This window comes from Nocardia carnea (assembly GCF_029869215.1).
GTDB classification, from domain to species: domain Bacteria; phylum Actinomycetota; class Actinomycetes; order Mycobacteriales; family Mycobacteriaceae; genus Nocardia; species Nocardia carnea_B.
On record NZ_JARWPM010000176.1, the window covers coordinates 1 to 14502 of the forward strand.

Below are 14502 nucleotides of genomic sequence, written 5' to 3' on the forward strand. Positions count from 1 at the left end.
ATCCTTGACGCTGCGGAATTCGACCATCGACACAATCATGTCTTTGAGCTTTTCGCAGGCCGTCCGGATACATTCGCGGATTCTGTCGGAGATGACATTGAAGAGGTCGCAGATGACCCGGCCCGTCTTTTCCCCCCCCCCGGGGGGGGTGTGGGTTTTTGTGGGGGTGGGCCGCGGCGGGGGGGGGGGGGGGGGGGGCGCCCCCCGCCCCCCCGCGCTCGGGGTGGCGGTGACCTCTGGTGTGTACGCCCCCCGGCCGGACGGGACGTACGCAACAGCTCCCGCGGGCGGCTAACGTATGCGGCAACGTGCATCACCGCATGCGCGAGCCGGGCCGTAGGCGAACGCAGGCCACCGCTCGTATGCGGAACAGCGCACGACCGCCCCGAGAGGAGACGCAGTGCCCCAGCAGGTTCGAGGTGTAATCGCCCGTAGTTCCGGTGCCCCGGTCGAACTCGTCCCGATCGTCATACCCGACCCCGGGCCGCGCGATGTGGTGGTGAAGATCCAGGCCTGCGGGGTGTGCCATACCGACCTCACCTACCGCGAAGGCGGTATCAACGACGAGTTCCCGTTCCTGCTCGGTCACGAGGCCGCCGGTGTGGTGGAAACGGTGGGTTCGGCGGTGACCCACGTCGAGCCGGGCGATTTCGTGGTCCTGAACTGGCGCGCGGTCTGCGGGCAGTGCCGGGCCTGTAAACGTGGCCGGCCCTGGTATTGCTTCGACACCTTCAATGCGAGCGTGCCGATGACGCTGGAGGACGGCACCGAGCTCACCCCCGCGCTCGGCATCGGGGCGTTCGCCGACAAGACGCTGGTGCACGAAGGGCAGTGCACCAAGGTGGATCCGGAAACGGATCCCGCGGTGGCCGGGTTGCTCGGCTGCGGGGTGATGGCCGGGTTGGGGGCCGCGGTGAACACCGGCAATGTCGGCCGGGGCGATTCGGTGGCGGTATTCGGCTGCGGCGGGGTGGGCGATGCCGCCATCGCCGGTGCCCGGCTGGCCGGGGCGGGCACCATCATCGCGGTGGATACCGATGCCCGGAAGTTCGACTGGGCACGCGAACTCGGCGCCACCCATACCGTGGACGCCTCCGCCACGGACGCGGTCGAGGCGATTCAAGAACTCACCGGCGGCTTCGGCGCCGATGTGGTGATCGACGCCGTCGGCCGGCCGGAAACCTGGAAGCAGGCGTTCTACGCCCGCGATCTGGCCGGCACGGTGGTATTGGTCGGGGTTCCGACTCCGGATATGAAACTCGAGATGCCGCTGATCGATTTCTTCAGCCGCGGCGGCGCCCTGAAGTCCTCCTGGTACGGCGACTGCCTGCCGGAGCGCGATTTCCCCATGCTGATCGACCTGTACCGGCAGGGCCGGCTGCCGCTGGACAAGTTCGTCACTGAGCGGATCGGCCTCGACGCGGTGGAACAGGCATTCACCACCATGCACGGCGGCGCCGTCCTGCGCTCGGTGGTGGTCCTGTGACCGCGCGGGTGGAGCGGGTCGTCACCGAGGGACAGTTCTGCCTCGACGGCGGCTGCTGGGATGTGGCGAACAATATCTGGCTGGTCGGTGACGACAGCGAGGTCCTGATCATCGACGCCGCCCACGACGCGCAGCCGATCCTCGAGGCCGTGGCAGGCCGCCGGGTGACCGCGATCATCTGTACCCATGCCCACAACGATCACGTGACGGTCGCCCCGACGCTCTCTGCCGCCACCGGCGCACCGATCCATCTGCATCCCGCCGACGATGTGCTCTGGCAGCAGACCCATCCCGGTGTCGAGTACCAGGCCTTGTCCGACGGCGCGGCCTTCGCGATCGCCGGGGCGGAACTTCGGGTACTGCACACCCCGGGCCACTCCCCGGGGTCCTGCTGTCTGCACCTGCCGGCCAACGGCGCCCTGTTCAGCGGCGACACCTTGTTCGAAGGCGGCCCCGGCGCGACCGGGCGTTCGTACTCCGACTACCCGACCATCCTCTCCTCCATAGGCCGGTTGTTCGAGCTTCCGGATGAGACGGTGGTACACACCGGGCACGGGCCGGATACGACTCTCGGCGCCGAGCACGCCAACGTCCCGGCCGCGCCTTGACGGGAGGGTGCGGCTCACGCGGGCGTACCCGCGCTCGCGGGAATAGGCGGTCGGAACGTCGGCCAGACCTGCCTGTGGAACGCCGGCAGCGCATCCGATAGCCCTCGAGGGCGGCGCGAGGGCCGCCGTCGAGGGCCGCCGATTTCAGCTGCGGGGTTCCAGGATGAAAAGGGGGATCTTGCGTTCGGTCCAGGACTGGTAGTTGCCGAAATCCGGGTACAACTCGAGCAGTTTCGGCCACAGGCGGTCGCGGTCGGCATCGTCGGCGAGGCGGGCCCGGACCGGAAGGCGGTCCTTGCCGATCTGGACCGTGGTGTCCGGTTGTGCCACCAGGTTGTAGTACCACTGCGGGTTCTTGGGTAGCCCGCCCTGCGAGGCGACGATGACGATATCGGCGCCGTCGCGCAGGAAGAGCAGCGGAATGGTGAACCGCTTACCCGATTTACGGCCGGTGTGCTCGAGCAGCAGGGTCGGCACCGGTTTGCGGAAACCCGCGCCGACGCGCCAGTTCCCGCCGATACGGCCGCCGGTGCGTCGGTACGCCCAGGTGTTGACCTTGGACATGTACTTGATGATCGTGGGAACCAGGGGTGAATCGAGCTGTTTGGGGCGATCCATCAGGTGTACTCCAAGGCTTTCTTCGGCTGCTCAGCGCAGGATCAACAGGGCCGATTTCTCGATGAGATCGGCGATATCGGCGTAGGAGGCATACCCCATGCCCGCCCGCACCAGCGCACCCGCGTAGACGAGTTCGAGGGAGACCACAACCTCGGGATCGGGGTCGGGGCCGAGGGCGCGTTCGATCCGGGTGCGGATCTCCAGGCCGATGCGGGCCCGCAGATGGGCCACGTCGGGGTCGCGCCCGAGCAGCGCGCTGGTGACCGCCCCCGCGACCTCCTGATCGTCGGCGACGAGCATGGCGATGGCCCGTAGTTCGGCCACCACCCGCACCGTGGGGTCGGGATCCTCGCTCGCCGGGGACGGCGCCGCCACCAGCCGGCGCCAGAAGATCTCGGCGACCAAATGCTCTTTGGACGAGAAGTAGGTGTACGCGGTGGCGGTACCGACCCCGGCCGCGGCGGCGACCATCCGGATGGTCATCCCCGCGAACCCCTCGCGGGTCAGCACATCCACCGCCGCCTTCGTCAGTTTGTCGACCGTATCGGCCTGTTTCGCAGACAGGCGGCGACGGGTCGCTTCGACGACGAGAGGTTCACCTTCGGACATGTGTCCGACAGTACCGTTTCACGCCTTCGCGGCCGCAATCCCGGCCCGGCGGCCGTAGAAGCTGCCGTCGCCCAGGGAGGTTCCGCTGGCGTACCCGCCCGCGCAGACCCCCGAGGTGCAGCGGCCCGCCGCGAACAGGCCGGCGATCGGGCGGCCGTCGACGTGCAGTACCCGCGAATCCAGGTCGGTGCGCAAACCGCCCAGCGTGAAACCCGCGGTGAATCCGCGCATATCGAAGGCGGCGAAGGGGCCTTCGAGCGGTTTGGTCCATTCGGGTTTCTTGCCGAGCAGCGGGTCCCGGCCGTTCGCGGCGTGCTTGTTGTACAGCTCGACGGTGGTCTGCAGGGCGAGTTCGGGCAGGCCGATATCGGATTCGAGCTCGGCGATGGTTTCCGCGGCCCACGTGGGTGGCTGCCGGAAGAACGGGGTGGAGGTCTCGGTGGTCAGCGCTTCCTCGTAGGCGGCCTCGCCGATGATCAGATACGCCTGGTTCTCCTGGTGGAACAGCGTCATCTGCCCGATCCGGCCGGGATAGGTGTCCTCGGGGACGTAGCGCTGGCCGCGGCCGTTGACCAGGATGCCGCGCGCCATCATCTGCGGGTCGCCGAAGAACGCGACCTCGGTGGCATCCATATGCGCCAGGTCCGCGCCCAGGGCCTGGGCCACCCGGATGGCGATCCCGTCGTGTTCCTCGATGGCCGCGCCCGGCCGGCCGATGAGCCGCGGCGCGAATCCCTCGATCATCTCGTCGTGATAGGCGAAACTACCGGTGGCCAGCACGACTCCGCGTTCGGCGCGGATGGCCAGTTCCTTGCCGTACTGTTTGGCGATCACGCCGACCACCCGGTCGCCGTCGACGACAAGCCGCTGGATGCGGGTGTCGTATTCGGCTGTCACCCCGAGTTTTTCGGCGGTTTCGGCGAGCGGTTTCATCAGCATGTAGCCGCCGCCCTTGGAACCGGTGCGCTTGTTGCTCATCTGCGGGACGTGGCCGCGCGGCGCCGGATCGGCCACCGTGTTGAACGGTGCCGCGTTCTCGCCGCCCGAATACATGAGGCCCTCGTCGTGCGGGGGTTCCCAGCCCGGTTCGCCCCAGAACTCCTCTTTGAACGGCACCCCGTTGGCGACCAGCCATTCGTAGTGTTCGACGCTGCCGCGGCAGTAGTCGGCGATCTTCGCGCGGTCCACGCCCGGACCCAGTGCGGCGACCATGAATTTCTCCATGTTCTCCGGGCTGTCCTCGAAGCCCAGCGCACGCTGCAACGGTGTTCCGCCGCCGAGATAGATGAATCCGCCGGCCAGCGCCGCCGCCCCGCCCCAGCCGCTGGTGCGTTCCAAGATCAGCACCCGCGCGCCGGCCCGCGCGGCCTCGATGGCGGCGCAGACCCCGGCGATCCCATAGCCCGCGACCAGGACATCGGTGGTGCGGTCCCATTCGGTGACCTCGGCGGCGGCCAGCGGGCGGAGGGTGGTGGCGTCGGCCATTATTCGGAGTCCTTACTGTCGTTCTGTGCCGCAGCGCCCTGCGGTCCGGCTGCGGCCACCTCGTGCTGCTCGGCCGCGGTCGCAGCGTCCGGGCCGGCAGCGGTGGTGCCACCGCGCGCGGCGATGGTGCCACGGCGTCCCTGTCCGGCGGTGCCGTCGTCCCGCTGAGCGGCATCCTGCCCGGCAGCGGTAGCCGTGCCCTGCCGTGCGGCCGAGATCGTGCCCTGCCCGACCCCCAGGCCGTCGCCGAACCGGGCGAGTGCGAGTTCGGCCAGCGGAAGTTCGGTACCGATCCGGTTGCCGAGATCCAGCGCCAGGGACAAGTCCTTCTCGCCGAGTTCGCGGACGTGGGTGAGGATCGGCAGCCAGAAATCCCCCTCCTCGATCGGCGCGGTGGTATCCCGGAGCATGATCGAACCCGCCCCGCCGGTCACCGCGTCGGAGTGGCGGACCACTTTGCCGAGTGCGGTGATATCGAGCCCGGCGGCCTCGGCCAGCCGCTGCGCTTCGGTGGCGGCGGTGAACGAGATGAAATGCAGCAGGTTTCGGGCCAATTTCATGCGGGTCCCGGCCCCGACCTCACCCGCGTGCACGACCAGATCGGCGAAGCAGCCGAACGGTTTCCGCACCGCGGCCACGGCGCGCTCGCTACCGCCGATCATCACCGCCAGCCGTCCACTGTTCGCGCCCGCGGCCCCGCCGCTGATCGGTGCGTCGACCAGTTCCACGCCGCGTTCGGCGCACAGCCCGGCGAATTCGACGGCCGATTCGTCGCCGATGGTGGAATGTACCGCCACTACCGTGCCGGGCTCGGCGGTGCTCAATACGCCGTTCTCGCCGGTGAGTACGGCGCGGACCTGCCGGTCGTTCACCACGGCGATGCAGATGACGCCGCATTTCGCGGCGAGTTCGGCGGCGGACGCCGCGGCCTCGGCGCCCGCGGCCGTGAACGGTTCCACGGCCTCGGCCCGCATATCGCAGACGGTGAGCCCGCCGGGCCAGTCCAGCAGCTGCTTCGCCATCGGCCCGCCCATATCGCCCAGGCCGATGAAACCGACCCGCGTGCTGCCGGCGGAATCCGCGCTCATTACCGGATCACCTGACCGCCGTCGACGCAGAAGATCTGGCCGGTGACCCATTTCGCGTCGTCGGACAGCAGATACAGCAGTGCCCCGGCCATATCCTCCGGGGTCCCCATCCGCTTGAGCGGCAGCCGGTTGACCATATCCTTGACCATGCTCTCCGGCGTGGTGGTCTTGGTGGCCTCGGTATCGGTGGGGCCCGGGGCGATGGCGTTGATCCGGATATTCGAGCCGCCGAGTTCGGTGGCCAGCTGCTGGGTGAGCCCGTTGATCCCGACCTTGGCCAGACCGTAGAAACCGCTGTACACCCAGGCGGCCGTGGACGACTGGTTGACGATCGAGCCGCCACCGTTCGCGGCCATGTTCTCCCAGACGGCGCGGGTCATCACCAGTGCGCCGTCCAGGTTCACCGACATGAATTTCTTGTAGTAGTCCCACGGCACGGTGAGCAGCAGATCGAGTTTCATCCCGCCGTAGATGGCGGCGTTGTTCACCAGGTGGTCGATCTTGCCGTACTTCTCGACGGTGAAATCGGCGAGCGCCTCGGCCGATTCGGGATCGGAGACGTCGACCGGATGGAACGACGCGGTACCGCCGTCGGCGACGATCTTCTCGGCGACGGCATTGCCGCCCTCGGCGTTCAGGTCCGCGACGACGACGGAGGCGCCCTCGGCGGCCAGCGCCTGCGCGTACACCTCGCCGATACCGCGTGCGGCGCCGGTGACGATGGCGGTCCTGCCGGTGAAACGAGCCATGGGATCGAGCTCCTCGCTGCTGTATAAAGCCTGGTGGGAAGGGTTTTCGGGGTGGGTCCGCGCGGCTACAGCGCGGTGGCGACGAGTTTGGTCTCGAGGTACTCCTCGAATCCGGCGACCCCCATCTCGCGGCCGATACCGGACTGTTTGTAGCCGCCGAACGGGGCGTCGGCGCTGTACCACATACCGCCGTTGACGCCGAGCGTTCCGGTGCGCACACCATCGGTGACCCGCCGGATCCGCTCGGGGTCCTTACCCCAGACCGCGCCCGACAGGCCGTACGGCGAATCGTTGGCGATACGGATGGCATCGTCGTCGCCGTCGTAGGGCAGCACCACCAGAACCGGGCCGAAGATCTCCTCTTGCGCGGCTTTGGCGCTGTTGTCGAGATCGGCGATCACGGTGGGTTCGACGAAGAAACCGCGTTCCCGGTCGGCCGGGCGGCCGCCACCGGTCACGATCCGGCCGCCGTCGGCACGGGCACTGTCGATATAGCCGAGGACGCGCGACCGCTGCCGGTCGGAGATCACCGGGCCGCACACCGTGCCCGGGTTCGTGGGATCGCCGGGGCGGATTCCGCCCATGGTCGCCGCCGCGGCCTCGAGCGCTTCGGCGTAGCGGTCGCGCGGTACCAGTAGCCGCGTGGACAGGGCGCAGCCCTGGCCGGCGTGCACGCACAGGGAGAAACCGGCATAGCTCACGGCGGTGCCCAGGTCGGCGTCGTCGAGGACGATGAATGCCGATTTACCGCCCAGCTCGAGGAAGGTTTTCTTGAGGTTCGCCGCGGCCGAGGCCATCACGGCGCGGCCGGTGCCGGTGGAACCGGTGAAACTGATCAGGTCGACGCGCGGGTCACCGGCGAGTTGGGCGCCCAGAGCGTGGTCGGAAGAGGTGACGATATTGACCACCCCGGCCGGGATATCGGTCTCTTCGGTGATGATCGAGCCGAGCGCCGCCGCGCACCAAGGGGTGTCGGGCGCGGGTTTGAGCACGATCGTGTTGCCCGCGGCCAGCGCCGGACCCAGTTTCGCGAAATTGATCTGGTGCGGGAAGTTCCACGGTGTGATCGCCCCGACCACGCCCACGGCTTCCCGCCGGATCACCCGCTGGGTGCGAATCCCCATCGGCGCGGCCTCGCCCAGTTCGGTTTCCCATGCGTAGTCCGCGGCCAGCCGGGTGGCGAAGCTCAGATCCTCGATCGGACCCTCGAGCTGGGGGCCGCTGGTGAACATGATCGGCGCGCCGACCTCGGCGACGGTGATCTCGCGCAGTTCTTCCGCGTGTGCCTTCAGCGCCGTCTGCAACTGTTCCAGGCAGCGCACCCGGAAAGCGTGGTCACGCGACCAATCGGTCTCGTCGAAGGCGGTACGCGCGGCGGCGATGGCGGCGTTCATATCGGCCGCGTCCGCATCGGCCGCAGTGCCGATGACCTCTTCGGTCGCCGGGTTCAGATTGTCGAACACGCCGTTACCGCCGGCGACGAGGCCACCGCCGATCAGCAGTCGGGAGCTGTCGCCGGGCAGAAGACTGTTCATGAAAGACCCCAATACTGTCTGGACAGGTGTATGGAATATAGTCCGGACTCTTCTCGTCGTGCAAGAACTGGTTCTATCCTCGCGCCTCCCCGCTGATCGTGCCCGATCCTCGCGTGCGCCGCGCGCGCCGGGTGGAACAAGGCTCCGACCCTGGCGTATTCGCGCAGATCAACGGTTTGTTCCCGTACGATCATTGTCGCAACGGCCCACCGCTGGTACCGTCCAGACACATGTCCAGCTATGTGTCTCCCCTCGGCGATCGTCCCGTCCCGCCCGGCGAGAACTCGTTATCGAAACAGAGGTGGATCCGATGACGGCAGCATCGTTGGAGCCGGTGACCTTCGACCCGTACGACTACGCCTTTCACGAGGACCCGTACCCGACGTACGCCCGGCTGCGCGCGGAGGCACCGCTCTATCACAACCCCGAGCTCGATTTCTACGCCCTGTCCCGGCACGCCGACGTGACCAACGCGTTCCGCAACGCCACGCAGCTCTCCAATGCCAACGGGGTCTCCCTCGACCCCGCCGCCTGGGGCCCGGACGCCCATCGCACCATGTCGTTCCTGGCCATGGACGATCCGCGGCATATGCGGATGCGTCGCCTGGTGTTCAAGGGTTTCACCCCGAAACGGGTCGCGGATATGGAAGCGCGTATCCACGAGCTGACCCTCGAATATCTGGTACCGGCCCTGGAACGCGGTGAATTCGACTGGATCGAGGAGGTCGCCGGCAAACTGCCGATGGACGTCATCTCCGAGATGATGGGCGTGCCCGCCGCCGACCGCGCCGAGATCCGCCGGATGGCCGATATGGTCATGCACCGCGAGGACGGGGTCACCGATGTGCCGGATTCGGCGATCGAGGCCTCGCTGAACCTGGTCGTCTACTACGCGAACATGGTCGCCGAGCGCCGCGAAAAACCCACCGACGATCTCACCTCCGCGCTGCTGGACGCCGAGATCGACGGCGATTCGCTCACCGACGACGAGATCATCGGCTTCATGTTCCTGATGGTCGTGGCCGGTAACGAGACCACCACCAAACTGCTCGGCAACGCGCTGTACTGGGCCGCCCGCAACCCGGAGCAGTACGCCAAGGTCGCCGCGGACCCGGAACGCGTCTCGGACTGGGTCGAGGAGACCCTGCGCTACGACACCTCGAGCCAGATGGTCGCGCGGACCGCCACCACGGATCTGGAATACCACGGCAAGGTGATCCCGGCCGGGTCGAAGGTGCTGCTGCTGATCGGTTCGGCCAACCGCGACGCCGAGGTGTTCGACGACGGTGACACCTACGACCTGGACCGACCCGAGAAGGGCAATCTGGCCAGCTTCGGCGCCGGGGTGCACTTCTGCCTGGGCGCTCATCTGGCCCGGCTGGAGGCCACGGTCGCCCTGCGCGAATTCGCTTCGCGCGTCGAGTCCTACCGGGTGCGCGAGGACGGTATCGAGCGCGTGCACTCGAGCAATGTGCGGGGCTTCGCCAAGCTCCCGATCTCCGTGGAGGTGCGGTAATGCCCCGGTTCGAACCCCATCCCGAGAAGCGGGCCACCATCGTGGCCGGCGCGTCGTCCGGTATCGGCGCGGCCACCGCGGTGGAACTGGCCGCGCAGGGCCATCCGGTGGCGCTCGGCGCGCGCCGGGTGGAGATTCTCAAGGAACTGGCCGGCAAGATCCGTGCCGACGGCGGGACGGCGTTCGCGCACCGGCTCGATGTCACCGATCAGTCGTCCGTGGACGAATTCGTGGCCGCCGCCGAGGCCGCGATCGGCCCCACCGAGATCCTGGTCTCCGGGGCCGGCGATATCGAGTTCTCGCTCATCCAGGATATGGACCCCGCCGATTTCGCCCATCAGGTGCAGATCCATCTGGTCGGCGCGCACCGGATGGCGCATGCCGTACTGCCCGGAATGCTGGCGCGCCGCCGCGGCGATATCGTGCTGATCAGCTCCGATTGCGCCCCCACTCCGCGACCCTGGCAGGGCGCCTACAGCGCGGCCAAGGCGGGGGTCGAGGCCATGGCGCAACAGTTGCGGATGGAACTCGAGGGCACCGGTATCCGGGCGTCGCTGGTGCGGCCCGGTCAGACGTCCACCGGTATGGGAATGAATGCCACCCCGGAGGTCATCGGCCCGCTGCTGGAGTCCTGGCAGCACTGGGGCCTGGCGCGGCACCCGTACATGCTGCGCGCGAGCGACCTGGCGCGCGCGGTCTCGGCGGTCGTCGGTACGCCGCGCGGAGCTCATCTGGTGCTGGTCGAGGTGCAGCCGGAGGCGCCGCTGCGTCCGCTGCCGGACGAAGGGAAGGAATTCTGATGACAACCGCACTGCCTCCGGGTTTCGATTTCACCGACCCGGGTCTGTGGGAGCAGCGCAGCCCGGTCGAGGAGTTCGCGATGCTGCGCCGGACGGCGCCGGTGTGGTGGAACGCCCAGACCGACGAGGCCTCCGGTGGTTTCAACGACGGCGGGTACTGGGTGGTTAGCACCCTCGAGGACGTCAAGGAACTGTCCCGGAATCCGGAGCTGTACTCGTCGCAGCAGAAGGGCTCCATCGTCCGGTTGCCCGGCGACATCACACCCGACCAGATGGCGCTCACCGGCGCCCTGCTGGTGAACATGGACCCGCCCAAGCATTCGAAGGTGCGCCGGATTGTCGCCAAGGGTTTCACACCCCGCGCGGTGGAGGGGCTGCGCGATGCTCTCACCGAGCGGGCGCACCGGATCGTGCACGAGGCGAAGAAGACCGGCGGCGGCGATTTCGTCACCCAGGTCGCCTGCGAACTGCCCCTGCAGGCGATCGCCGAACTGCTCGGGGTGCCGCAGGAGGACCGGCGCAAGGTCTTCGATTGGTCGAACCAGATGCTCAACTACGACGACCCCGAATACGGCGATCCCACCGTCGCGTCCGCGGAGATCCTCGGCTACGCCTGGAACATGGCCGAGCAGCGTCGCGGTTGCCCGGCCGACGATATCGTCACCCAGCTGGTCAACGCCGATGTCGACGGTGAAGGCCTGGCCTCCGACGAGTTCGGTTTCTTCGTGATCCTGCTCGCGGTCGCCGGGAACGAGACCACCCGCAATGCCATCACGCACGGTATGAAGGCCTTCGTGGACAACCCCGAGCAGTGGCAGCTCTACCGGGAGCAGCGGCCGCGGACCGCGCCCGACGAGATCGTCCGCTGGGCCACCCCGGTCACCGCGTTCCAGCGCACCGCCACCGCCGACCATGTGCTGGGCGGGCAGGAGATCAAGAAGGGCCAGCGCCTCGGCTTGTTCTACAGCTCGGCCAATTTCGACGAGGCAGGCTTCGAGAATCCGTTCACTTTCGACATCCTGCGCGACCCGAATCCGCACGTCGGATTCGGCGGTACCGGCACCCACTACTGCGTGGGTGCCAACCTCGCCCGGCTGGAAATCGACCTGATGTTCAACGCGATCGCCGACGCCATGCCCGACCTGAAATCCGTATCCGATCCGGTACGGTTGCGCTCGGGGTGGATCAACGGAATCAAGAGTTGGCAGGTGCGCTACGAATGAACGTCCGAGATATTCCGGTGAACACGCTGTCGGGTTCGGCCACCACGCTCGGTGAGCTGGTGGGTGACAAGGCGGTGCTGCTGGTCAATGTCGCGTCGAAATGTGGTCTGACACCGCAGTACACCGGTTTGGTGGAACTGCAGAACACCTACGGCGATCGCGGTTTCAGTGTCGTCGGGTTCCCGTGCAACCAGTTCATGGGCCAGGAGCCGGGCACCGCCGAGGAGATCGCGCAGTTCTGCTCGACCACCTACGGGGTTGATTTCCCGTTGCTCGAGAAGGCGGATGTGAACGGCGACGACCGGCATCCGCTGTACCGGGAGATCGTCGAGACCCCTGACGCCGAGGGCACGGCCGGGGATGTGCAGTGGAACTTCGAGAAGTTCCTGATCAACCGGGACGGCACGGTGGCCGGCCGGTTCCGCCCGACCACCGCGCCGGATGCGGACACGCTGGTCGCGGCGATCGAGAAAGCGCTGTAACCGATGCCGTAACGGCTTATGATCGAGGCCCGTTCACCCCTGGTGGTGAGCGGGCCTTTTTCACTTTCTACCTGCGAAGATGCCGTGCCGCGGCGAAATCCGGACGCAATCGGCGAAAACCGTACCGGCCGGGTCGAATCAGCCATAACATGGACAACTGTCTGGACATAAATCCGGTTCAGTTCGGCGCACCGGGGCGCCGGACGTCGCAAGGCAGGTGAGTGGTGGTACCCATACCCGACCGGTCCGGTCGACACACGACACTGCGCAAGATCTGGGCGGCCGTGCAGTACAAGCTCGCGGCGCTGGCCATGGTCGCGGTGCTGGTGCTGGTCGTGGTCGTCGCACTGACCATGTTCCTCGGGGGCTTCACCCCGGAGAAACACGTCGCCGTGGTGGTCCCGCGCAGTGGGCTGGTGATGGACCCCGACGCCAAGGTGAAATTCCGGGGCGCGGAAATCGGCCGCGTGGGATCGGTCGAATCGGAGAACGGGCAGGTCCGGCTCGAACTCGATCTGAACCCCGACCTGATGCCGCTGGTCCCCGGCAACGCGCTCGTGGATATCCGCTCCACCACGGTATTCGGTGCCAAGTACGTGAACTTCGTCGAACCCGCCGATCCGGCGGGCCGATTGCGGCCCGGCCAGGAATTGCGCGGCGAATCGGTGACCGTCGAATTCAATACGCTGTTCGAACGGCTCACCGAGGTGCTCGATATGGTCGAGCCGGCGAAGCTCAACGCCACCCTCACCGCACTCGGCACCGCCCTGCAGGGCCGCGGCGCGCAGCTCGGCGATCTGCTGGTGAATGCCGACACCCTGCTGCGGGAGATCAACCCGAGCATGCCGGCGCTGCGCCACGATTTCCAGGCCACCGCCGCGGTAACCAACCTGTACGCCGATACCGCGCCCGACCTGCTACGCACCGTGGACAACGCCACCGCGCTCAGCCATACCCTCACCGAGAACGAACAGAACTTCGATACGTTGCTGCTGGAGACGATCGGCCTGGCCGACACCACCGGGGCAGTCCTGGCGGAGAACGAACCGAACCTGGTCACCGCCCTCGATCTACTGCGGCCCACCAGCGAACTGCTCAACGAGTACAAACCGGCGCTGAGCTGCGTGATCCGGGGTATCGCCAAGGCGATGCCGCTGGCCGAAGACCTGTTCGGCGGCCGTAACCCGGGCGCCTCGTTCAACGCGAGCTTCATGTACGGCGCGCCGGCCTACGCCTATCCCGAAGACCTGCCCAAGGTCGCCGCGACCGGCGGGCCGCGCTGCGACGGCGTGGTGGAGCGGGTGCCAGGCAGCCACGCGGATTATGTGGTCACCGACACCTCGGAGGTACATCCGTTCATTCCGTCGACCCGGATCTTCCAGAATCACCCGACAGTGTTCGAGGTCCTGTTCGCCGGTATGCCGGGTATGCGCTGAGTGGCCGGACGGGAGACCGGCGACGGCTACCCGGGTTGCGAGCGCTGCCCGGGTCAGGGCGCCCGGAGATCCGGCGCGTTCGTCGGCTGGCCGGGGCCCGGGCGGACGCACATCACACCGCCACACGGCTTATCGGTGAGTGCCGCCGGATTCGGGTGCACGGTGGGGCGGCGGTGTGCCGGGGCACGCAACTCGTCGCGCCGGCGGCTGCGCGGACCCCGAGCGGTACGGTGCCGCCTCAACGGGCCGTCTCCGCCCCACGCGACGACATGCGTGCTCGACCCGGGCGAGCCCGCATTGCCGTCCCGGTACGGGGGCGCGCGGAGGTGGTGACGGAGCCGGAGCCGGCCACCGGATCGAACGGTGTCTCGACGGGCAGATCTGTCGGTGGCCGGTAGTGCATAGGACACAGTGTCGCTCATCGTGGACCGCAGCGATGTCACCGGGCCGGTGGGAATGGTCGCGGATCACTCCGGGGCAGGGCGGGCAGCCGATGCCAAGGGGGCGGGCGGTATACCGAGGAGGGCTCGATATACCGCTCGGCCTCGCGGTGGTCCCGCGCAGTACGCGGTACCGGGAGCCGGCAGATCCCATCCACCCAGCCTCGCCGGTGCTGTCGACGAGATGCTGCGAACCGAACCCGGCGGCGCCGGGCCCGCCGGCGCCCCCAGCCGCGCCGGCGGCCCCCCCGGCCGGGGCCGCCCAGGGCCCCGCGGGCGTTACCCGCCCCGGGGGCGGCCCGCGCGCCACCGCGGACCAGATCGGCACCCAGAGCACCCAGATCGCGGCCATCACCGGCGACCCCGACTGGCAGGGCGGTGACTATCACGGCACCGGCCGCGCGCCGATGGCCGGTATGGGTATCGC

12 protein-coding genes and 2 pseudogenes are annotated in these 14502 nt (G+C 68.0%); 8 read left to right on the top strand and 6 right to left on the bottom strand.

Annotation, left to right across the window (positions count from 1 at the left end; translation table 11 throughout):
* The first annotated feature begins 400 nt into the window (after positions 1-400).
* Both QH276_RS11905 and QH276_RS11910 read left to right on the top strand, forming a co-directional pair.
* Positions 401-1486 (top strand): S-(hydroxymethyl)mycothiol dehydrogenase, encoded by a 1086-nt coding sequence (locus tag QH276_RS11905; RefSeq protein WP_280399731.1) that lies wholly within the window; start codon positions 401-403, stop codon positions 1484-1486.
* Positions 1483-2094, top strand: a complete 612-nt coding sequence (locus tag QH276_RS11910; RefSeq protein WP_280399730.1) for an MBL fold metallo-hydrolase — start codon at positions 1483-1485, stop codon at positions 2092-2094. The genes QH276_RS11905 and QH276_RS11910 overlap by 4 nt, the downstream gene beginning before the upstream one ends.
* A gap of 144 nt (positions 2095-2238) precedes the next feature.
* Here the strand turns inward: QH276_RS11910 and QH276_RS11915 are convergent, their stop codons facing one another.
* The 6 genes and pseudogenes from QH276_RS11915 to QH276_RS11940 form a co-directional block, all read right to left on the bottom strand.
* The gene (locus QH276_RS11915; protein ID WP_280399729.1) at positions 2239-2712 is read right to left on the bottom strand and encodes a nitroreductase family deazaflavin-dependent oxidoreductase; all 474 of its coding nucleotides are present in this window, start codon (positions 2710-2712) and stop codon (positions 2239-2241) included.
* A 30-nt stretch (positions 2713-2742) separates the two neighbouring features.
* Positions 2743-3321 carry a TetR/AcrR family transcriptional regulator gene (locus QH276_RS11920; protein ID WP_280399728.1) on the bottom strand — a complete coding sequence of 193 codons (579 nt, stop codon included), beginning with the start codon at positions 3319-3321 and terminating at the stop codon, positions 2743-2745.
* 18 nt (positions 3322-3339) lie between these two features.
* Positions 3340-4806 carry an FAD-dependent oxidoreductase gene (locus tag QH276_RS11925; protein WP_280399727.1) on the bottom strand — a complete coding sequence of 489 codons (1467 nt, stop codon included), beginning with the start codon at positions 4804-4806 and terminating at the stop codon, positions 3340-3342.
* A 206-nt stretch (positions 4807-5012) separates the two neighbouring features.
* Positions 5013-5894 (bottom strand): annotated as a pseudogene (locus QH276_RS11930) (NAD(P)-dependent oxidoreductase); the annotation flags it as partial.
* Positions 5894-6643 (bottom strand): SDR family oxidoreductase, encoded by a 750-nt coding sequence (locus tag QH276_RS11935; protein WP_280399726.1) that lies wholly within the window; start codon positions 6641-6643, stop codon positions 5894-5896. The gene QH276_RS11935 and the pseudogene QH276_RS11930, both read right to left, overlap by 1 nt.
* Positions 6644-6708: 65 nt before the next feature.
* Positions 6709-8178: an aldehyde dehydrogenase gene (locus QH276_RS11940; protein ID WP_280399725.1), complete on the bottom strand. Its 1470-nt coding sequence runs from the start codon at positions 8176-8178 to the stop codon at positions 6709-6711.
* Positions 8179-8488: 310 nt separating this feature from the next.
* On the opposite strand from QH276_RS11940, the gene QH276_RS11945 reads away from it, so the two are divergent.
* From QH276_RS11945 to QH276_RS11970, 6 genes and pseudogenes are all read left to right on the top strand, one after another.
* Complete coding sequence (locus QH276_RS11945) at positions 8489-9694, top strand: cytochrome P450 (RefSeq protein WP_280399724.1); 1206 nt, start codon at positions 8489-8491, stop codon at positions 9692-9694.
* Positions 9694-10494 (top strand): SDR family oxidoreductase, encoded by an 801-nt coding sequence (locus tag QH276_RS11950; RefSeq protein ID WP_280399723.1) that lies wholly within the window; start codon positions 9694-9696, stop codon positions 10492-10494. The genes QH276_RS11945 and QH276_RS11950 overlap by 1 nt, the downstream gene beginning before the upstream one ends.
* On the top strand, positions 10494-11717 hold the full coding sequence (locus QH276_RS11955; protein WP_432278659.1) for a cytochrome P450: 1224 nt from the start codon (positions 10494-10496) through the stop codon (positions 11715-11717). Before QH276_RS11950 ends, QH276_RS11955 begins: the two co-directional genes overlap by 1 nt.
* On the top strand, positions 11714-12199 hold the full coding sequence (locus QH276_RS11960; RefSeq protein ID WP_280399722.1) for a glutathione peroxidase: 486 nt from the start codon (positions 11714-11716) through the stop codon (positions 12197-12199). Before QH276_RS11955 ends, QH276_RS11960 begins: the two co-directional genes overlap by 4 nt.
* A 311-nt stretch (positions 12200-12510) precedes the next feature.
* Positions 12511-13635: an MCE family protein gene (locus QH276_RS11965; RefSeq protein WP_280399732.1), complete on the top strand. Its 1125-nt coding sequence runs from the start codon at positions 12511-12513 to the stop codon at positions 13633-13635.
* A 736-nt stretch (positions 13636-14371) separates the two neighbouring features.
* Positions 14372-14502, top strand: a pseudogene (locus QH276_RS11970) (homoserine O-acetyltransferase MetX); the annotation flags it as partial.